Below are 21,821 nucleotides of genomic sequence, written 5' to 3' on the forward strand. Positions count from 1 at the left end.
TTAAAGACTTTTTCCGGCTCTGCAATCTTGCGCAGGCGGGCAATCTCAGCGTCCTGACGGGCTATTTTTGCATCCCGGTCTTTGATTTGGCCTTTCAGGCGACGGCGCCCGATGGTCTGCTCTTTTGCTTGAGACCTTGAAAGTTTTATCGTAGCTTTGAGTCGGGCCCACATTAATGTCTTTTTTTGGTCGAACTCTAAAGCTACGGAAGTGTGGGCATACTTTTGCTTGGCAAAATACGTAGGGCTGATTTTGCATCAAACTGAACAGCCTAGGTCTGATCGTTACTTAACATTTGGCAATAATTGGGTGGGGTGAGTTTAGCATCGTAGGAATCAACGTTCTGACAAGAATGAATTAACAATAACAGCAGGATCTCTACCATAAAGCATAGGAGGCAGTGCCTGGACGAAAGAACAATAATTTCCATAACCCTTAATTTTATTCAAAAACCTTAACACTTCCTAAAAACTCATGGCTTTCTATTAGGCCACATGGTTTTCTAAAGAAAAAAACCTGGATGTATTACACGACTTTCTCCCAGTGGGCCATTAAATCGTATCTTTCCCTAAAAATACATGAAGCCTGCCCGTTTACTTTCAACCCTTACCTGTACATTTTTTTTGTTGAGCAGCCTGCAATTTCAAGCCCAGGCCCAGGAGGGAAGTAATGATTATGCTGCTCTTGTTGGTCTTTTTAAAAAATGGCGGACTTTTGAAACGCCTCCCTTACGCCAGGGAGCACCTGATTATACCGCTCAGACATTCAAAGCCCGCCGGCCTGCTTTTGAGCAGTTGCAGGAAGCGCTTTTAGCTATGGATACAAGTGGGTGGACGGTTCCACAGCGGGTGGACTGGGCGCTGGTTTGGGCAGAAATGAATGGCTATGATTTCAATGAACGCATCCTCCGCCCCTGGGCAAGGGACCCTGCATTTTATAAATCACTCTGGACCTACAGGTCTGATGTGCCTGCCCACGAAGGGCCAACGCATCATCACACGACTGAGATATGGACATACGCGTTTCCGCTGAGCACTTCAGAAAGAGCCAGGCTTATTAGGGACCTCAAAGTCATCCCTCCCATCAATAAACAAGCTCAGCTCAACCTGACGGGTAATGCCCGTGATCTCTGGATAGCCGGAATACGGGATATCCGCACCCAAAGTAGCGACCTGAAAGCAATAATCCAACAACCGGGCGTGGAAGGTGACGATAAGTTGATGGAATCCATAGAAGCTGCCATCGCCTCCACAGATGAGCTCGTCCGTTGGCTGGAGGCTGAAGCCGGCAATAAGACTGGCCCTTCAGGAATTGGAAAAGACAACTATACCTGGTATCTGCAAAATGTTCATCTTGTACCCATGACCTGGGAGGACGAGGTAATGCTCATGAAGCGGGAACTTGCCCGGGCCTGGTCCGCACTAAAGCTGGAAGAGCATCGCAATCGTGACCTTCCGGAACTGACAGCTGCCAACAGCCCCGAAGCTTACGCCGAGCTGGCAGAGCGGTCTGCGAAAAGTTTACTCCACTTTTTAGAACAGGATCAGATGGTAACGGTCAAAGCATATTTTGAACCTGCACTCCGCGAACACTTGGGGGTGTACATCCCGGAGAAAGACCGGCACTTCTTCTGGATTACGGCGCACTATGATCCACGTCCCCTTTATTCCCACTTTTACCACTGGTTTGAACTCGCCCGTATGGATAATGAGCCTCATCCCAATGAGATTCGACGTGATGCCCTTCTGTATAACATCTTTGATTCCCGCAGTGAAGGTGTCGCTACGGCTGTGGAGGAAATGTTCCTGCAGGCCGGACTGTACGATGATGACCCCAGAGTAAGGGAGATCGTGTACATCCTGATTGCCCAGCGTGCCGCCCGGGGCCTGGGTTCCCTCTATGCACACGCCAATGAAATGACGATGGAGGAAGCAGGGAAGATTCATTCTGAGTACACCCCAAGAGGCTGGATGAAGACGGAAAAAGAGTTGTTGATCTTTGAGCAGCACCTGTACCTGCGCCAACCAGGTTATGGGACCAGTTACATTACGGGGAAATACCTGGTCGAAGCAGCAATGGCAGACTTTGCCCTCCTGAAGGAGTCCAAAGCCCACCAGTTTTCTCCAATGGAATTCTTCGACCGGCTAAACGCTATGGGCAACATACCTATCGCGCTTGGGCATTGGGAGCTGACAAGAGAACCAGCAGTTTATCACAACACGAAGGAGGCAGGCTCGAAATCAGATTAAAAATTCGAGTTATACTGACGATTAAGTGGTTTGCCACAGCAAACCTACTCAATGCTTGCCCGTGTCTCGCCGCCTTTGGGCTTTGACCACCTTAAAGGCAGGAGGGCCAGCATTTACACTGAGAAGTGGCTTGCTTCGATGTCGCAAATCCAAGATTCCAGACGATGAATGTCTGGATCAAAGACCCGACATTTATCGTTCCCCGTGCTGGCCGACAGCGCCAGTAGGTGACCACTTCGTATTGCGTATAAATAAGTTTATTCTGAGCCTTCAGGTTAGCCAATTGGAATGCTACCTGAAAGTCATCCCCCCCCTCTTCATACGCCTGTAGCAGCCCTTATTGTTTGGGGTTTATAGTCCAAACTACTAAGTTCTTGGACTATAGCAAAGTATTACTTCTGCAAATACTGCCCTGCGGTCATAACCGGAATAGCGGAAGTTTTAAAATCCCTCAAATTTCTTGTAATAATGATATCTGATTCGTTTTCCAACGCTGTATAGTATTGTAATCCATCCTCAAAATCGCTGAAGGCATCATCATTTAAGGACAATTCTAAAATCTTATCATCGAGTGCAAGTACTTCAACCAATACCTTGAACCTTGTTAAAATTGCTCTAGCTTCTTCTTTTGACTTCAGCTTTGATAAAATGTAATTTGCATTGGCAAAACTTAAAGAAGATACATACAATTTTACTTCTTTTCGATCGGCTAAAGAAAAGAGCTTAGCGGCATCTTGATAAAACGGTGCTCTTTGCCCTAACAGATCAAGTACAATATTCGTGTCAATGAATAGCTTCTTCATTTATACTTCTCCATTAAGTAATCTGCGTATTCACTGCGATGGTCAAACCCATCCGGTATCTCAACCACTCCACTTAAAGACTTTACCAATGGCGTGATTTCGATATCCTTTGGTTTATTGTCAATTAATGCGCTTAAATAGGCCTCTATAAGCCTTGACAGGCTAACTTGATGTTGTTTGGCGTAAACCTTAGCTTTTTCAATCACCCTTTCATCGAGACTAAGCGTCAGTTTTTTGTCCATTGATTTAATTGTTTTACGTGTAAAAATAAGTCGTCTACACGTAAAAATCAAGCCTAGTGCCTCAATTCATAGATCTCTGATACTTAAGTTGAAGTTATTTTTCGTCGAATCCTCACCCCGCTTAGTCCAACCAACTGCGCCCAAATGATATATGGTTGCTATCATTGCACTCAGAACAAAACCCGTGCAATGGAACTAACCATAGAACACCTGAGCAAAACCTACCCCAACGGCACTCAAGCCCTGAAAGGCGTAAGTTTTTCTATCCCTAAAGGCATGTTTGGGCTCTTGGGCCCCAATGGTGCCGGCAAATCGACTCTAATGCGCATCATCGCCACCCTGCAGGATGCAGATGAGGGTAGTGTGCGCCTGGGCGATTTAGATATTCTCAAAGACAAACAGGCGACCCGCCAAATCCTGGGCTACCTACCGCAGGAATTCGGGGTCTACCCCAAAGTATCGGCTACAGCCATGCTCGACCACATCGCCATGCTAAAAGGCGTGCAAAACAAAAGCGAGCGCAAGGAACTGGTCGAAGCCCTCCTCCACCGGGTCAATTTGTACGAACACCGCAAAAAGGCCGTAAGCAGCTACTCCGGCGGTATGCGGCAGCGCTTTGGCATTGCGCAATGCCTCATTGGCAGCCCCCAGCTGATCATCGTGGATGAGCCTACCGCCGGACTGGACCCCGGAGAGCGCAACCGGTTCTACAACCTGCTCTCGGAGATCGGTGAGAACGTCATCGTCATCCTCTCCACCCACATCGTGCAGGACGTCAAGGAACTGTGCACCAATATGGCGATCATCAACGAGGGCCACCTCCTATTCACCGGTGCGCCCGATGCTGCCCTTTCGGAAATGAGTGGCAAGGTTTGGGAAAAGTCGGTCGCCAAAGCCGAACTGGACCGCTACAAAGCAGAGCATCAGGTCATCTCCTCCAAGCTCGTGGCCGGGCAGCCCCTCATCCACGTGTACAGCGAGGCGGCACCGGGCGATGGCTTCGAGGCGGCTGACCCCAGCCTGGAAGACGTCTTTTTCGGAAAAATCTTTGGTGTCAACTAAAACCCCAACCCTATGCTTACCAATATGCTACAATTTGAGCTTCGCTACTGGCTGAAGCGGCCAATGGTTTGGGTGTTTTTGCTGCTGAATACCCTGCTCGTCTTCTTCGCGGTCACGAGCGACAACGTCACCATCGGTCAGTCCTACGGCAGTGTGTATAAGAATGCACCTTTTGTGCTGCAGAGTATGTATGGCAACATGTCGATCATCATGCTGCTCATGTCTACCGCCTTTATGCAGGGCGCGGCACTGCGGGACTTCAACAACAATACGCATCAGATCATCTTTTCCACGCCTTTGCGGAAGTTTCCTTATCTCATGGGGCGCTACCTTGGCGCTTGTATCATTGCGCTAATCCCCTTGTTAGGCGTGACCCTGGCTGGTATCCTGGGCAGCTTTGCCCCCTGGGTAGCCCCCGAACAGCTCGGCCCGCTAAATCTGAGCGGCGACCTCTGGGGCATGCTGCTTTTCGGTATCCCAAACACCCTGCTCATCGGGGCGATTATCTTTGGTATTGCCACGCTGACCCGGAGCACTATCGGTTCCTTTATCGGAGCGCTGGGTGTGCTGGTGGGGTATGGTATCGCTGTTTCTCAAACCTCAGACTTAGACAATGAATACATTGCCATGTTGGTCGACCCCTTCGGCTTAAGCACCTTCCAAATCATAACGAAATACTGGACGGTCGCCGAAAAGAACGCCATGGCGCTGGGCGCTCACCCTATGATGCTGCTCAACCGGGCTATATGGCTGGGCGCGGGCGCACTAATCTGGTTCCTGACTTACACCCGTTTCTCCTTTACGCTGCGCAATAAGAAAAAGAAAAAGCAGGCGGATACTGCGGAGGAAGCAGTCTCCACCACATCGGTAGCGCTTCCAAAAGTGGCCTTACAGCAGGGCTTTGGGGTGTACTTCCGTCAGATGCTGAGCCAGACGCGCCTCGACTTTACAGGTGTGATCAAAGGAGCGCCTTTTCTGGTGATCCTGTTGTTTGGCATTCTGAATATGGCACCGGGCATCGCCTCCGTCAATGGCGGGTACGGGCTGGACCTCTACCCGGTTACCTACCGAATCATCGACAATATCCGGGGCTCTATGTATTTGTCGGTTATTGCCATCCTGATTTTCTATTCCGGCGCACTGATCTGGAAGGAGCGGGATGCCAAGGCGGACGAGATCTACGGCAGCCTGCCTTATCCGAACTGGGTGCCGGTGATTTCCAAAATACTGGCCATTACGGGCATTATTGCGGCCCTGCAGCTGATTTCTATCCTGACCGGAGTAGTCGCACAGACCATCAAGGGCTATACCAACTACGAATTGGGGGTATACTTCAAAGAGCTGATGGTGCTGGACCTGCTGGGCTTCTTTTCTGTAGCCGTGCTGTCCATGCTTTTCCATACGCTGATCAACAATAAGTACCTGGCGTACTTTGCCGTAGTGGCTTTCCTGATTGTGAATGCCTTCATCTGGCTGCCGCTGGACGTATTCAGCAATATGCTCAGTTTTGGCGCTACCCCCAGCTACACGTACTCCGATATGAATGGTTTTGGGCCCTTCGTTGCCGGGCTGACCTGGTTCAATACATACTGGTTCCTGTTCAGCGTACTGCTGATTGGCGGGACGGTCTTCTTCTGGGTGCGCGGTAAGGATACCGTTTGGAAAAATCGCTGGCAGGCTGCTGCTGCGGGCTTCCGTCAAAGCCGGTGGCCGATGATTGGCTTACTCGGGCTTTGGGCCCTCACTGCGGGCTTTGTTTTCTACAATACCCAAATGCTGAACGATTATGACACGCCAAAGGCATCACGGAAACTCAGCGCCGACTACGAAAAGACCTTTTCCTACCTGGAAAAACAGCCGCAGCCGCATATCGTGGATGCGAAGTACGAGATTGACCTCTACCCGGAAGAAAGAGACCTGGAAGTGCGCACACAGCTGCTGCTGACCAACAACTCCGGACAGCTCATCGATACCCTAATAGTCAACCTGATTAAAGAATTCGAAACGGACATCACCATCGAGGGCGCCCAACTCGTGCGGGAGGAAGCCGACTTCCAAATGCAGTTCTATGCCTTTGAGCCTGCCCTGCAGCCCGGCGACACCATTGAGATGCGCTACACCGGCCGAATGGACCATCAGGGCTTTGAGAACGAGGTCAGGAACACCTCTATCGTGCCCAATGGTTCGTTTTTTAACAATACCGACATCACCCCCAGCTTTGGCTATCAAAAGAGCCGGGAAATTTCGGAAAAGCGGTACCGCAAAAAGTACGATCTGCCGGAGCAGGAAGCTATGCCGCCTCTGCAGCGCGAGTGCACCGATGCTTACGTCTGCCGCCATCACTACCTGGGGCTTCACGCCGACTGGGTAACCGCGGAAACGACCATTAGCACAACCAAAGGGCAGACGGCAGTTGCACCGGGCTCGCTGATCCGCAAGTGGGAAGAAGGCGACCGGGCTTACTTCCAATATAAGCTTGACCACCCGTCTATGAACTTCTATTCCTTCATCTCTGCGGACTATGAAGTGGAACGGGAAAAGTGGCAGGACGTGGATGTGGAAGTCTACTATCAGGAAGGGCACGAGTACAATGTGGAAAATATGGCCGGCAGTATCCGCAACTCTCTGGCGTACTATTCCGAAAACTTCTCGCCCTATCGCCACAAGCAGGCACGAATCATTGAGTTCCCACGCTATGCCAGTTTTGCACAAGCCTTCCCTGGCACCATGCCTTACTCTGAGGGCATTGGCTTCATCGCAGAAATCGAAGAAGACCAAAAAGATGTGGATATGGTCTATTACGTCGTGGCGCACGAGATGGCCCATCAATGGTGGGCGCATCAGGTCATCGGTTCGGGCATGCAGGGCGCCACCTTGCTTTCTGAAACCCTCGCGCAGTACTCCGCCCTGATGGTGATGGAGGAAACCTACGGGCAGGAGCGCATCCACAAATTCCTAAAGTACGAAGTGGACAGTTACCTGCGGGGGCGTGGCCGGGAAACGGAACGGGAAAAGCCCCTCCTCGAAGTCTACGCCAATCAGGGCTACATCCACTACCGGAAAGGCAGTGCGGTGATGTACTACCTCAAGGAGATGATTGGGGAAGACCGGGTGAATGCAGCGCTGCGCAGCGTTATCGACTCCTTTGCCTATCAACAGCCCCCTTATCCGAATGCGCACCACTTGGTGGATGCCTTCAGGGCGCAAACACCAGACTCCCTGCAATACCTGATCACCGATATGTTTGAGACCATCACCTTGTTTGACAACCGGGTGCAGGAACCTGCCTACCGGAAGCTGGATAACGGAAAGTACGAGGTCAACTTCACAGCCTACGCCACCAAATTCCGGGCAGATTCCCTGGGCACAGAAACGGAAATCCCGATCCGCGACTACATAGACGTGGCCGTGTTTGCGGAACCCGAAGAGGACGAAGAGCGTGGCAGGGTGCTGCATCAGGAGCGCCTGCTAATACAGGACAAGGAAACACCGGTTAAAATTGTAGTGGACGAACTACCTTACGAAGCCGGCTTCGACCCCAACTATTACCTCATCGACCGTATGCCGGATGATAATGTGCAGCGGGTGAAGCTCGAATAGTACAATCCTTTCTCTGCAAAATTAATCAGGAGCGGCGCCCGGGCAGGGTTAGCCGCTCTTGCAATTACCGGGCTCCCCCCTTTAAGGGGCCTTTTACTTTATCACAGCTTTTTCTTACTTTTGCATGACCCGGTTTTAATCCATTCATTCTCCCTAATCAAGGATACCTGACTGCCTTCCTGCTTACAGCTGAGACTGTACTACGGTGATACCGTAATGCCTTTTCAAGAAATAGCAAATACTGATGAGAACACCCTTACTGCTTACTTTTTTAATGCTGTCCCTGGCACTGTATAGCCAGATCCCCTGCAATGGGGAGTTTTTACTATCCGGTACCGCCGTACAGCAAGGCGATTGCATACAGCTCACTTCCAGCAGCATAAGTCAGCAGGGGTGTGCCTGGCTCAATACGCCCGTAGACTTCAGTCAGCCGTTCACCCATAATATGTCAGCCAATTTCGGCACCGTGGATGGTAGCGGGGCCGATGGTATTTGCCTGATTTACCAAACCGGCGGGCCGACAATCTGTGGCATTTCCGGTGGTGGCATGGGTGCACAGGGCATTGCCAACTCCTTTATTGTCGAATTTGATACCTGGGACAATGGGGCACTGCAGTCTGATATCGCAGCTGACCACTCGGCTATTGCGATCAACGGCGACCTTAACAATCAGGTAAATGGCCCGGTGGCACTACCCAATATTGAAGATGGGCAGAACCACACCATTACATTCACCTGGAACCCCAATGGCAATCAGTACACTGTAAGCTTTGACGGAGGGGTAATCCTGAGCGGGTCCTTTGATATCGTGAATCAATGCTTTGGAGGCAGCAACCTCGCCTATTGGGGGTATACCGCTTCCACGGGCTCCGCATTCAACAACCAATCGGTTTGCCCTATATTGCCGCCGCCAGTTACTACTGATGCAGGCATCGACATTAATATACCTTGTGCTTCCGCTCAATTGACGCTTGACGGCACCGGTACCGCAGTGGGCAACTACACCTACGCCTGGTCCTCTCCCAATGGCGGCACCATCATTTCCGGTGGCAACACCCTCACCCCAACTGTGATGGGAGCCGGGACCTACATCCTCACCCTGACTGATCCCAATGGGGGCTGCCAGGAAACCGACGAGGTTGTCGTCAACCTTGACCCTTTGCAGGTTAACATCAATGCCCCTCCCTTCGCACCCTGTGCCGGTGGGGAGGTCACCCTCAATGCGAACGCCTCCACTTCCGGCGGATTTATCACTTACCAATGGTCTACACAAAACGGGCAGCTGTTGTCCTCTCCAAATCTTCCCACAGTTCAGGCCGGCGCACCGGGCACTTATACGCTAACTGTAACCTACAATGACGGCCAGATTATTTGTACCGAAGAAGCCAGCGTTACCCTGCAGCCCAACATCAACATCCCCATCGCTACGGCTACCGGTGGGGACATTACCTGCAATAACCCTGTGGTCGCACTAAATGGCCTCGGCCCCTATACCGGCCCGCAGTTTTCTTATGAATGGGTCACTTCAGATGGCATCATCATAAGCGGAGCCCAAACCCTTACGCCGGTGGTTGGCGCGGCCGGCTTGTATACCCTAACCGTTGTCAATACCAACACCAACTGTATGTCAATGGTCACGGTAGAAGTAGGGGACGAGACCGATCCGCCATTGTCCGCAGCATCGGCACTCGGAGCACTGGACTGCAACACAAGCCAGATTATGCTCACGGGAGCGGGTTCAGCCACCGGCCCCAATATCGAGTACAGCTGGCAAACCAATAACGGGAATATCGTATCCGGTGCCAATACCCTGACCCCCACGGTGGATGCTGCAGGGGAGTATTTCCTCTTTGTTTCTAATGAAACAACCGGCTGCTTTAGCATCGCTGATGTGACAGTGCCGGAAAGCCCACCGGGCCCTTCGGTAGCGCTCGCCGTCTCCGATACGCTCAATTGCGCCATCAATTCTGTCTTACTCGATGGCAGCGCCTCTGAACAATCTCCTGACTACACCTACTCTTGGACTACAGCAGATGGCACCTTACTTAGCGGGCAGGACTCCCTTGTCGCAACCACTGGTGCACCGGGCACTTACGCCCTGGCGATTACGGATACGGTGACCAACTGTACCACAACCGACTCTGTGGTGGTCATTCAGCAAATCAGTAGCCCGGATGCTGATGCCGGCCCCGATCAAAGCCTCGACTGCGGGGTCACTTCCGTCTCTCTGGACGGGACCGGCAGCAACCTCCTCCCTGGATATACCGCTGGTTGGTCTGCTCTCGCCGGAGGCACACTGAGCGATGCTCAAACGCTGACGCCAACAGCGAACGGGGCAGGCATTTATGTGCTCACCCTGCTCGATACAGCGACACAGTGCACGGGTAGGGATACAGTGCTGATTATAAATGATGCCAACGTCCCTACCGTAAGCATCGCGGTACCGGATACGCTGGACTGTGCAACACCGAGCCTGGCGTTGACCGGGAGCGGAGCCACCGCCGGAGGGAATGGCTTTACCGTTGAATGGAGCAGCGCCGAGGGCCACCCCATCACCAACCCCAATGAGCTGACAGCGACCATAGCTGCGCCTGGTACCTATACCCTGGAAGTTTTAGACACCCTCAATGATTGTTCGGCCATTGCTTCGGTGACGGTATTCCAAGACACTCTGCGGCCCGTAACCTCAATCACAGCAGCAGATACCCTGACCTGTGCCCGTACCACCCTCGTCCTCGATGGTTCAGGCAGCAGCTCCGGCAGCCAATTCGAGCTACAGTGGAGCACCAGTGATGGCCAGATCACCACCGGTTCTGAAACCCTGATGCCGGTTGTCAATCAGCCGGGCACTTATACCCTCGAAATTCTGAACACGCAAAACCAATGTACAGCCTCAACAGCGATTACCGTAGCTCAGGATACTGCTGCACCATTGGTCAATATTCTCCAGCCCCCTACTCTGACCTGTAGCGCCCCAACAGTCACCTTATCCGGGCAGGGGACATCCACAGGTGCCCCATTTAGTTACAATTGGGCCAGTCCGGATGGCACCATCCTGAACGGCACCACCTCGCTTGGCCCTCAGGTGAATGCCCGTGGTACCTATACCCTGCAGGTTGCTAACAACCAAAATGGGTGTACCAGCACAGCCAGCGCCTTTGTAGCCGTAGACACTGTCGCGCCAGTGGCCAATGCAGGCCCGGACGCCATCCTGAACTGCAATCAGCCTACCCTGCAGTTGGGCAGCAGCGCCACTTCTGCCGGAAGCCGGTTTACCTACGCCTGGTCGGGTACAAGTACGCTCGCCGGTGATGCTTCGGCCTTTATGCCGGTAGCAGATACCGCCGGCATCTACCAACTGACGGTTACGGATACCCTCAACGGTTGCCAGCGTACGGATACGGTCACCCTCACCGAAGACTTTTCCACTCCGGTGGCTGTTCTGGCCCTGCCAGACACCCTCAACTGCGTGGACAGCCTGATCACCTTAAATGGCAACGGCTCCAGTACAAATGGTAACTTCCTGTACCGTTGGACGGCGCTCAATAGTGCCGTAACTTTCATTTCCACAACGCCGGTAGCTGAAGTCGCCGCAGCCGGCCCGTATACCCTCGAAGTTGAAAACCTCGACAACGGCTGTATAGCAGCTGATACCGTAGAGGTCTTTCAGGATACTGACCTGCCTTTTGCAACCATTGAACCCGCCGACACCTTAACCTGCACACAGCCCCTCATCACGCTCAGTGCGCTGGTATCAAGCTCCAACAACAACCTCAGCCTGCAGTGGTCTACTGCCGATGGGAGTATACTTTCCGGACAGGGCAGCCTGCAGCCGGTGGTTAATGCCGCCGGGGTCTATGATTTGGTGGTGACCGATATCAATAATGACTGTAGCGTGAATGCCAATATTGCAGTGGCGATTGACACCCTCTCCCCCGACATCAGCTTCGGCTCTGCACCTGTGCTCAACTGCCGGGACACCCTCGTGGCCCTTGACGGGCAAACCACTTTAGCAGATGCCGCATGGTCCTGGACCACCACGGAAGGTAATCTCGTAAGTCAGGCCAATACATCCGCACCTGACATCAATCAGCCTGGCACCTATCAGGCAGTACTGCTCAATCCGGCTAATGGATGTAGCAGTACCGATGCACTCACCGTGCTGCAGGATATAGAGATCCCCCAGGTGAGTATCGCACCAGCCTCTGTGCTAACCTGCGCCCAAACCTCGGTAGTGCTCAATGGCTCCGCCTCTGACCAGGCTCCGGGCTGGAGCATCAACTGGCAGGCACCTGATGGCAACAGCATTAGCAATGACCTGATGACGAGTATCGACGTACCCGGGCAGTACACCCTTGAGATCATCAATACCGAAAACTTTTGCCGCAACAGCGCGAGCGTATTGGTCAGTCAGGATACTGTCCGTCCTACGGTCAGCCTGATGCCCGCAGATACGCTCGACTGCGCAACGCCTGCCGTTACGCTAAGCAGCATGGTAAACACAACGGCAGACCCTGTTTACCAGTGGTTTACGAATACCGGACAAGTGCTTTCCGGAAACGATAGCCTGAATGCGGCCACCGAAGTGCCTGGGTTGTACTATTTTACAGTGACCAACCAAAGCAATGGCTGCCACACGACAGACAGCCTGATCGTGGCACAGGATACCCTTTCACCAACTCTCGCTGCCCTGATGCCCGCTACCCTGACCTGTGCACAGCCGGCGGCATGGCTCAACGCAGCCAACGGGAACAATGCCAACTGGGCTTACGACTGGTCCGTTACTAACGGTGCCCAACTGAACAGCCCACCAGATAGTAGTGCCGTTCAGGCGATTGCGGCAGGGAACTACAGCGTGGTGGTGACCAATCCGGAAAATGCCTGTACAGCTACCCGCAACTACAATGTGTCTGTAGATACGCTGGCACCTGCTGTCGCCATAGCACTGCCCGACACGCTCAACTGCACCGTCAGTAACGTAACGCTGAATGGAAATGGCTCCGATACCGGTGCCAACTTTAGCCTGAGCTGGGCCACCACGGATGGCCAACTGCAGGGGGCGCCCGATCAGCCTAATACAATAGCTACTGCCCCGGGCACCTACAGCCTGGCTATCCTGAACACCAATAATGGTTGTTCGGCCAGCCAAAGCGTCACCGTGGCTCAGGACACCCTACCCCCATTCGCCCAAATCGCAGCAGCAGATACGCTCAATTGCAATATCAGCAGCCTTTTGCTGAACGCTACCGGCAGTAGCACCGGCAATACCTTTGCTTACTCCTGGACCACAAATAACGGGCTCCTCCTCAGCGGTGCCGACGGGCTTCAACCGGAAGCAGGAGCGGCCGGGCAATACAGCCTGCAAGTCACCAACCTGCAGAACTTCTGTACTGCTACCGCTACCGTGGAGGTCCCCATTGATACCCTCGCGCCAACAGTTACTCTCGCGCCCCCGGCAGTACTCAACTGCAATCAAAACAGCGTCCTCCTAACCGGTACCGTAAGCAACGCCGGTAGCGGGTATGACCTGCTGTGGAACGGACCGGCAGGCGGGATTTTATCCGGGGCGGACGGGCTAAACCCAGTCGTTGGGCAGCCAGGAGCCTACAGCCTGATCATTACCAATAACAATAATGGCTGCTCCAGGTCGGCAAGTACGGAAATACTCCAAGACATCGCCCCGCCGGTAGCGGCTGCCGGCACCAACTTCGTCATCCCCTGCTTTCCGGAATTACGGACGCTCGATGGCAGCAATTCCTCCAGTGGGCCTGAATTCAGCTATAGCTGGAGCAGTGCCGATGGTATGCTCCTCAACGGTGCAACGACCCTCACTCCCGCTATTGATGCCCCCGGGACCTATACCCTGCTCGTCACCAATCTGGGCAACGGGTGCACCGCAACCGACAACGTACAGGTCAGCCAGGATTTACCGGAAGCTTCCGCCACAACGCTGCAGCCGCTCTGTTTTGGGGACTCCGGAAGGATCAGCTTCGAAAACACAAGCGGAGGCCTGCCCCCTTATGTCTACTCCATAGACGGAGGTGCAACCTATACCGGCAGCCCCGATTTCCAGGTACAGACCCCTGGCAACTACAGCCTGATTGTACAAGACGTCAATGGGTGCGAAGCCGTACTGAGCACCTCCATCGTACAACCAGATTCACTGGTGCTGCTAATGGCACCGGCACAGGCAGAGATTGATTATGGTGGCAGCCACACCATTCAGCTACAGTCGAATTATCCATTGGAAGAGCTGCTGAACATCACCTGGTCGCCCAACCCCGGACTGGATTGCTACGACTGCCTGAGCCCAACGGCCAGTCCGCGCATTTCTACCGTCTACCAGGTATCAGCAACCAATGCGAATGGCTGCCGGGACCAGGCCCGCATCCGCATAACGGTCAATAAAGATCTCCCGGTTTATGTCCCTACCGCGTTTTCGCCCAACGGGGACGGCAACAACGATTGGTTTACGGTATATGCGCGGCAGGGCATCATTACTAATGTGCGTTCTATGCAGATTTACAACCGCTGGGGCGAACAAGTATTTGAAAATCAGAATTTCCAGCCCAATGCTCCAATGGAAGGCTGGGATGGCTTTTTCCGCAATCAGACCCTTAATCCCGGAGTCTTTGCCTATGTAGTGGAAGTGGAGCTGTTTGACGGCAGCACGGAGTTATTGAAAGGCGATGTGACCTTGGCCCGGTAAAGCAAATTGGTCTGCTGTCTGCTATTTTTGCAGATACAGGTTGTGAGAATGACCACATAGCGACTACATTTAGACCTATTATTCAATCTATAAACCTCAGTCTTATGAAGCGACTTTTAACTTTGTGTGCGCTCAGCCTTAGCCTCCAACTAGCTGTTGCCCAGGTAAGCATCACAGAAGCCCCCGATTTCACCCTCACCGATATACACGGAGAGGAGCACCACCTTTACGATATGCTCGATGATGGCAAATACGTGATGATCAAGCTCTATGCTTATTGGTGCGGCCCCTGCTGCGCCACCGCCCCGGCAGTAAAGCAAGTGTATGAGAACTTTGGCTGTAATTCCGGTGACCTAATTGTAATTGGCCTTGAAGCAGATGGTACTCTGGCGCAGACTGAGGCGTTTGAGAATGACTGCGGCGCTGCCGGCGGTTTCCCGGTGGTCAGTGGGCTGGACGGAGGCGCCAGTGCTGTCGTTGACCAATTCGCTCCGATCGCATTTCCTACAACCATACTTGTAGCGCCTGACCGCACCATCGTTCAGCAGGATATCTGGCCATTTGAAGCTGACGGAGCTACTGCTTTGGTAGAATCCTACGGACCGGCACAGCAGGAGTGCGCCCCGGTCAGCGCCTCAGATGTGGAACTGCTTACCGGTTTCACAGCGGCTGCTCAGCCCAACCCCTTCACGGAAACGCTGAGTGTTACCGGGACGATTGAAACGCCCGCCCGCATTCGGATTGAAGTCCTCAATACACTTGGGCAGATCGTTCTTCAGCACGATGCCGGGCAATGGGCAACCGGTGAACATACAGCCCGTATTCCAGCCACACAACTGACCAACGGGCACTACTTTGTGCACATTTTGGCCGATGGTGTACCGGCTGCTACGCTGAATGTGCAAAAGCAATAAACGCATCAATGGGAAGCGCCTTAGAGCATGTTTGAAGCTCTTACTTTATCACTAAAGAGGGCGCTCTACCCATTCTTTTCAATTACTTTTGTACTTTTAGAGCCTCATCGAAAGGGATAATTATTTCATTGCGCCTGCCCAATGGCCAGCGCTTAACTGAACATCAATGCCCTTTTCCAACCTCGGATTCCTTTCGGTTCTATTTTCCAGCTTTTTCCTGTTGTCGTTTCCCTCAAATGGAGTGGTACGTTATGTAAATGTGGAAGCCACCGGCAGCAATGATGGCTCCTCCTGGGCCGATGCCCATCAGCGCCTGGAAGACGCTATTGCCGAAGCGAGCCCCGGCGATACCCTTTGGATTGCCGAAGGGACCTATACCCCTACATTGGGCACGGACCGGTCAGTCAGCTTCCAAATCCAGAAGCCCCTCGCCCTGTATGGAGGCTTCCAGGGCGATGAGGTCAGCCTGCAGGAACGGGACCCCGCCAGCTTCGTCACCTTGCTGAGCGGTGACATCGGCCTTCCCGGAGACTCTCTGGACAACAGCTACCGGGTTTTAACCATAGAAAATGTGAACGCCCCCGTTACCCTTGACGGATTGAGCATTGCCCATGCGCTCAATAATGCGCCCACTAACAATTTGCAGGAGCAAAGTGCCGGCGGAATACTCCTTGTTGATGCAGCGGTCCATGCTTATAATTTGCAAGTCTCAAATAATACGGCCAGATACGGAGGTGGCATGGCGGCATGGTCGGGAGCTTCCTGGCTGGCAGCAGATTGCACGTTTAGTCAAAACAGAGCTTATGCTTTTTCCGACCGTTGCGGCGGGGCAGCCTATACCGTTGATCCTAATGTGAGCATGGATTGGCTCAACTGTGGTTTTGCAGGCAATTGGGCCAGCAACACTAGTGTCAGTGGTGGCGGAGCGGTTGCCGGGGTGCAGCAAGCTACGTTCACTCAGTGCTACTTCAGTCAGAACCGTTCCGAGTTTGGCCCGGCGGTATCAGGGGCGAAAGCGACTTTCTACCAGTGTGCTTTCTGGGGGCACCCTTCCGGGCAGGGTGTTTTGTTTGACGGGCAATACACCGTCAACAACTCCATTTTTTGGTTTTCTTTTTCTAACGAGCCGTCAGCTAATGCCACAGTGACATTCAACAACTGCATGCTTGATGTAAGCGATTGCCCGCCCGGGGCAGCTTGCAACGACTGCCTTTACAATAAGAACCCATACTTCATCGACCCTTTGGAAGAAGATTTCCGGGTGCCGCTCTGTGCGCCTTCTGTAGACCGGGGCAGTACTGCCGCTCTGCCCCCGGGGCTGGAGAACGACCTGGGCGGCCTGCCACGAATACTCGACGGCACCCCAGATATTGGGCCGTACGAATTTCTGGACCCTGACCCGGGCACGCCGGGCACTCATGTCATCAACAGCAGAGGAGACCGGTATTCACGAAGTCTGGCCGGTGCGATTATTTGTGCGAACGAAAACCCGGGGCCGGATACAATCCGCTTCCGATTGGGCAGCAACACCCCCCACATCATTCCACCCAAGTATAACCTCCCCCCGGTTATGGATGATTCCACCATCATTGATGCCACCGATCTTTATAGCCCTGGAGAAATCCAAATTGATGGCAGCGCTGGCATAGAAGCAGAAAATGTAGAGCCTGGCAATGGTTTGCGCCTGTTCAATAACCACCAGGAAGTTTATGGTTTAGACATACGGAATTTTGCTTTTTTTGGGGTCCGCCTTTTCCAAGGTTCAGCATATGCACAAATAGGCCGCCCGGGCAAGTCCAATGTATTTATGAACAATGGCCAACACATCAGGGTAGTTGGCAGCCACCATAACATTCAGAGCAATTATCTTGGCTGTACACCGGATGGTGAAATGCAGACCACCGGAGTTAATGGAATTGCAATTGGCTCTTTCAGCAACGACCTCCCCGTCACTGCAGACCTGCAAATCGGAGGTTCCAGGGCTTTGGGAGAAGGCAATATCATTGGCAACTGTACCGGCACGGCGATTTCCGCAGGTGCAAATGAAAACAGCAACACAGCGGATACCTTACTCTTCGGTGCAGTTATCGCGGGCAATAGCATCGGTTGGCACCCTGTACTCGAGGCCCCTATGCCTAATCAAACAGGCATTAGCCTTTTTCATACCACCTTCCCGGGGACCCCTAATGCTACAGTAGTCTCCGACCGTATCATCATTGGTGGGCAGGAAGCAGACCACGGCAATATCCTGGCACATAGTACAGGCTCCGCTATCTTTCTGGAAGATGATGGGGTCCGGGCGAGCATGAGGCGTAACACCTTCTTTTGCAACGGCAATGGTATCACATTCTTTGAGGCGCCCAATTTCCAAAAGCCACCTCCCGTTATCCAAGAGGCTGATATTTTCCAAATCGCGGGCATCAGCACGCCTGGAGATACCATCGAAATTATGCTAAATGATACGACAGGCTGCACGAATGGGGCAGCTTGTCAGGGCAGCACATTTTTGGGCGAAGCCCTGACAGGGCCAGGTGGCAACTGGTCGCTAAGTACCTTCCCATTTCCTCTGTATGGAGGAGAACAAGTTACCGCTATTGCCACCAGCACCTACCCTGTCAGCTCCCCCTTTGCCAACTGTGCTACCGTTATTTGCCCGGAAAGCTATGCGACCTTTTCCACTTCGCTTTGCGCAAACGACAGCCTGGTGTTGCACGGCCAGGTATTCACTGTTGACCACCCCAGCGGACAAGTGATCTTAGTCGATAGCAGCGCCATCGGATGCGATTCTATTGTCTCCGTGACCGTTGAATTCCTCCCGCTGCCAACCGGAAGTTTTACCGGGAACTACTGCTCCAATGAAACCGTCGTTATCGGCAATACAATTTTTGACGCAGCCCAGCCCGTGGGCAGCGCACGCCTGGAAGGAGCAGGCAGCAATGGGTGTGACTCCCTTGTAGAGGTTGCGCTGACTTTCCTTGAGGCGCCAACCACAGCACTTTTCAATGACCTTTGCCCGGGCGACACGCTGACCTTTGGCAACGAGCTCATCACCACTGCCGGGGTTTTCCTCGATACGCTTACCGCAGCGAATGGTTGCGATAGTTTGGTGGCACTGGAAGTCGAACTCCTGGAGCAGGCCCTGACGAATCTGGAAGCCCGCATTTGCCCGGGAGCCAGCTACAGCTTTCAAGACACCGTATTGGATGAAGCGGGGACTTACTCTTTTCTGGCAACTGCCGCCAACGGCTGCGATAGTATCATCCTGCTGGAATTGCTCTTCTTCGAAACGTACGAAGCTACTGAACAGGCCACGCTATGCGCAGGCGATACGCTGGCGTTTTGCGAAACATCCATTACTTCACCGGGGACTTATTTTTGTGAACTGAGCTCTGTGCAGGGCTGTGACTCTACGATCATTTTGGCAGTCACTGAGGCATTCCCATCGGGTTCACTTCTGGATACCGTCCTCTGCCCGGGGCAAACGTTAACCCTTGCGGAAGACACCTTCAATCAGGCCGGCCAATATGAAGTGCTACTGCAAACGGATGCAGGGTGCGACAGCCTTTTGCAAATTGAGCTCAGCTATACCGTAACGCCATCCCCGAGTTTTGAAACGACTCCGGATTTCGGGGGCGGCACCGGCAGCATCACCGCTGTTCCCGGAGACAGTTCCCTTGCCTTCAGCTGGATAGATGGCACCAATACTTTAGTCCGCACGAGCCTGGATAGCGGCACTTATATTTTGGTGCTGGAAGACACCCTGGGTTGTATTTCCGAATGGCCCGTTGAAGTTGAAGCAGGCGCTTTCAAATATGCCGTACCTAATACCTTCACGCCAAACGGAGATGGACAGAACGACACCTTTGCACCACTTACCAATACTGATCAATTTGAAATTGAGCAGTTTAAAATTTACAATCGCTGGGGGCAACTTGTATTCAGTGCTTCAACAGACGTATCTGCCTGGGACGGCAACCACAAAGGCGCCCCCCAACCCTCAGAAGTTTACTACTATCAGTTGCTGCTCCTCCCGGATAACGGTACAGGTCTGCCTATCACTGTTCAAGGCAATGTGACGCTCATTCGCTAGATAAGATACAGATCCCTTTTTTCAATTTATTTTTCCTTACATTTGAATGCAGTACTGCCCCAACTCCCACTTGATGTCTGGGGCATTTCGAGCCTGAAAAGGCTCCGTACAAACACTAAGACCCTGCATGCGGTATAGCCCGGAAGAAATCGAAGGTTTCGAAGGCCAGTTGAATCTACTGGTCCGAAAGCTCAACTTCATGAATAGTGAGCTGGGGCGTACTATTGACCCTAATGCCAAGTTTGCCATCACGGAAGAGATCGATCAGCTCGAAGGGCAAATTTCGGACCTCAAGGGTAAACTCAGCGCGGCTCACGGGCTGCCCGTTGCCGACCAGAAAGAACGCCTTGCAGCTGCCATCCGCCAACTCAACATGGACGAAGAAGAGGAAATCGGGCTGCTCCATCTCGTCAATTGCGACCGCCACCAGATGGTCGATAAATTCTGGGCCGCTTTTGATGAGAAAGCAGAAGAGCATTTTCAGTTTTATTTCATTACCGGCTGCCCTACGCAAATGCCGCCCAGTTTTGCAGAGCGGATGGTTTATGAACTCCTGGTCGAAGAGCTTGACGGAGAAAGCGATGCGCTGCACATCCTTACCCAGGAAGAGAATGGCCGCATAAGAATTCAGGACCTGCCACTTGGCCGCAACACCCGCAAGAGCCAGCAGCGCTTCAAAGCCTACGTTCAGGAACGCTTCCGCTTTGCCGATACGCAATCCTTTGACGCTTTCATTGAGACCGGGGTGCCTAACCTGCCCTATGATTACGTAGCTGTTGTTTTTGAGCTGCATGAACGCAAGTGGAGCCCCTTTGTGCCCGAGTATCTGGAATGGATGATCGAGACTTTCAAAAACCCGAACAAGCAGGTCCCAAAGTTCCTGTTCTTTTTTGTGTTTTATGTAGAAGGGCAGCATCTGGGCGGGCTGCAAAGCCGGCAAAAGGAAATCATCACAGCGCTGAGTGAGCTCACGGTGCGCCACGAGACCACACTGCTCACGCCCCTGCTGCCGGTTGAGGACGGAGACCTCCGGGCCTGGCTGATGGAACTTGGCGAACGCAACCCCAATCAGGTACAAGCCGTCGTGGATGCGATGGTAGCCGGACTGCGGGAAGAAGACCAAAATCTGTTTCGCGACAAGCAACAGTTCAATATGAAAGACATCGAAGAGCTACAGGCTCTGATTTATAAAATTGCAAACGAATAGGCTATGAGTTTCCATCTTTACGGTGCGAAAGGGCAAAAGGCGTTGCCCCCGATCTCCCTCAACGAACGCATCAACGACCCTGCCTTGTACCTGCCTGCCCCTGGCCTGGCCAGTGCAGTCAATGTAGCCCTCAACCTGGGGCTGCCCTTACTGCTAACCGGAGAGCCTGGAACGGGCAAAACACAACTGGCCTACCACATCGCCCATTACTTCTCTCTGGGCAAAGTGCTGGTTTTTAATGCACAGACCTCCTCGTCAGCTAAGGATTTATTCTACCGCTATGACGCACTGGGGCATTTCCAGCACAGTCAGACCCAATCAGAAGCCCTGAGCCCTGAAGAGATCGAGCGCCGGTATATCCGCTTTCAGGCACTGGGGGCGGCTATCCGCAGTGACCAACGGCGCCTCGTGCTGATTGACGAGGTAGATAAAGCACCGCGGGACCTCCCCAACGACATCCTTGCTGCCTTGGAGCGCCTGGAGTTTGATGTGCCGGAAATCGACAAAAGCTACGCCACCACTAAGGACAACCGGCCGATCATCATCATGACTTCCAACTCGGAGAAAAACCTGCCGGAGCCTTTTCTGCGCCGGGTTGCTTATTACCATATTGATTTCCCCACCGCTGAAGAACTCCTGTATATCCTGGAGCGGAAAGTGGAAGGGTACGAGGGCGATGAAGGGCAGGCCAGGCTACAAGCCATTATCGACCACTTTGAGCTCATACGGTCCCGCACTTCCGTCAAACTGCGTAAAGACCCCGCCACCGCAGAGTTGATCCAATGGACGGCCCTGCTGCACAAGCTCAGCTTCGATATGCTCAAGCTGGCCGACCTCCACAGCCTGTCGGAAAAAGCAAAAACCGACCTAAAGCTCTCCTATTGCGTACTGGCTAAAAACAAAGATGACCTCGACCAATTGCACCGCATGGTTGATCAGGCTTAA

General features: G+C 52.9%; 10 protein-coding genes. 8 read left to right on the plus strand and 2 right to left on the minus strand.

The features are described from left to right. Nucleotides 1-578 precede the first annotated feature (578 nt). The gene (locus RIC19_RS07530) at nucleotides 579-2,249 is read left to right on the plus strand and encodes a DUF885 domain-containing protein (RefSeq protein WP_350177692.1); all 1,671 of its coding nucleotides are present in this window, start codon (nucleotides 579-581) and stop codon (nucleotides 2,247-2,249) included. Nucleotides 2,250-2,641: 392 nt separating this feature from the next. Here the strand turns inward: RIC19_RS07530 and RIC19_RS07535 are convergent, their stop codons facing one another. Both RIC19_RS07535 and RIC19_RS07540 read right to left on the minus strand, forming a co-directional pair. Continuing rightward, nucleotides 2,642-3,052, minus strand: a complete 411-nt coding sequence (locus RIC19_RS07535) for a type II toxin-antitoxin system VapC family toxin (RefSeq protein ID WP_350177693.1) — start codon at nucleotides 3,050-3,052, stop codon at nucleotides 2,642-2,644. Continuing rightward, a complete protein-coding gene (locus RIC19_RS07540) occupies nucleotides 3,049-3,294 on the minus strand; it encodes a DUF6364 family protein (protein ID WP_350177694.1) in 246 nt (81 codons plus the stop codon). Before RIC19_RS07540 ends, RIC19_RS07535 begins: the two co-directional genes overlap by 4 nt. 189 nt (nucleotides 3,295-3,483) lie before the next feature. Between RIC19_RS07540 and RIC19_RS07545 the strand changes: the two genes are divergently transcribed. The 7 genes from RIC19_RS07545 (at nucleotide 3,484) to RIC19_RS07575 (ending at nucleotide 21,821) form a co-directional block, all read left to right on the plus strand. Next, nucleotides 3,484-4,356, plus strand: coding sequence for an ABC transporter ATP-binding protein (locus RIC19_RS07545; RefSeq protein ID WP_350177695.1), 873 nt, complete (start codon nucleotides 3,484-3,486; stop codon nucleotides 4,354-4,356). A gap of 12 nt (nucleotides 4,357-4,368) precedes the next feature. Beyond that, a complete protein-coding gene (locus tag RIC19_RS07550; RefSeq protein WP_350177696.1) occupies nucleotides 4,369-7,956 on the plus strand; it encodes an ABC transporter permease/M1 family aminopeptidase in 3,588 nt (1,195 codons plus the stop codon). A gap of 244 nt (nucleotides 7,957-8,200) precedes the next feature. Further along, nucleotides 8,201-14,665 (plus strand): lectin-like domain-containing protein, encoded by a 6,465-nt coding sequence (locus tag RIC19_RS07555; RefSeq protein WP_350177697.1) that lies wholly within the window; start codon nucleotides 8,201-8,203, stop codon nucleotides 14,663-14,665. Nucleotides 14,666-14,769: 104 nt separating this feature from the next. Further along, nucleotides 14,770-15,579, plus strand: coding sequence for a redoxin domain-containing protein (locus RIC19_RS07560; RefSeq protein WP_350177698.1), 810 nt, complete (start codon nucleotides 14,770-14,772; stop codon nucleotides 15,577-15,579). Nucleotides 15,580-15,745: 166 nt separating this feature from the next. Next, a complete protein-coding gene (locus RIC19_RS07565) occupies nucleotides 15,746-19,669 on the plus strand; it encodes a T9SS type B sorting domain-containing protein (protein WP_350177699.1) in 3,924 nt (1,307 codons plus the stop codon). 127 nt (nucleotides 19,670-19,796) lie between these two features. Further along, nucleotides 19,797-20,876, plus strand: a complete 1,080-nt coding sequence (locus RIC19_RS07570; protein WP_350177700.1) for a hypothetical protein — start codon at nucleotides 19,797-19,799, stop codon at nucleotides 20,874-20,876. Nucleotides 20,877-20,879: 3 nt separating this feature from the next. Further along, on the plus strand, nucleotides 20,880-21,821 hold the full coding sequence (locus RIC19_RS07575) for an AAA family ATPase (protein ID WP_350177701.1): 942 nt from the start codon (nucleotides 20,880-20,882) through the stop codon (nucleotides 21,819-21,821).

The organism is Phaeodactylibacter sp. (genome assembly GCF_040219495.1).
Taxonomy (GTDB): domain Bacteria; phylum Bacteroidota; class Bacteroidia; order Chitinophagales; family Saprospiraceae; genus Phaeodactylibacter.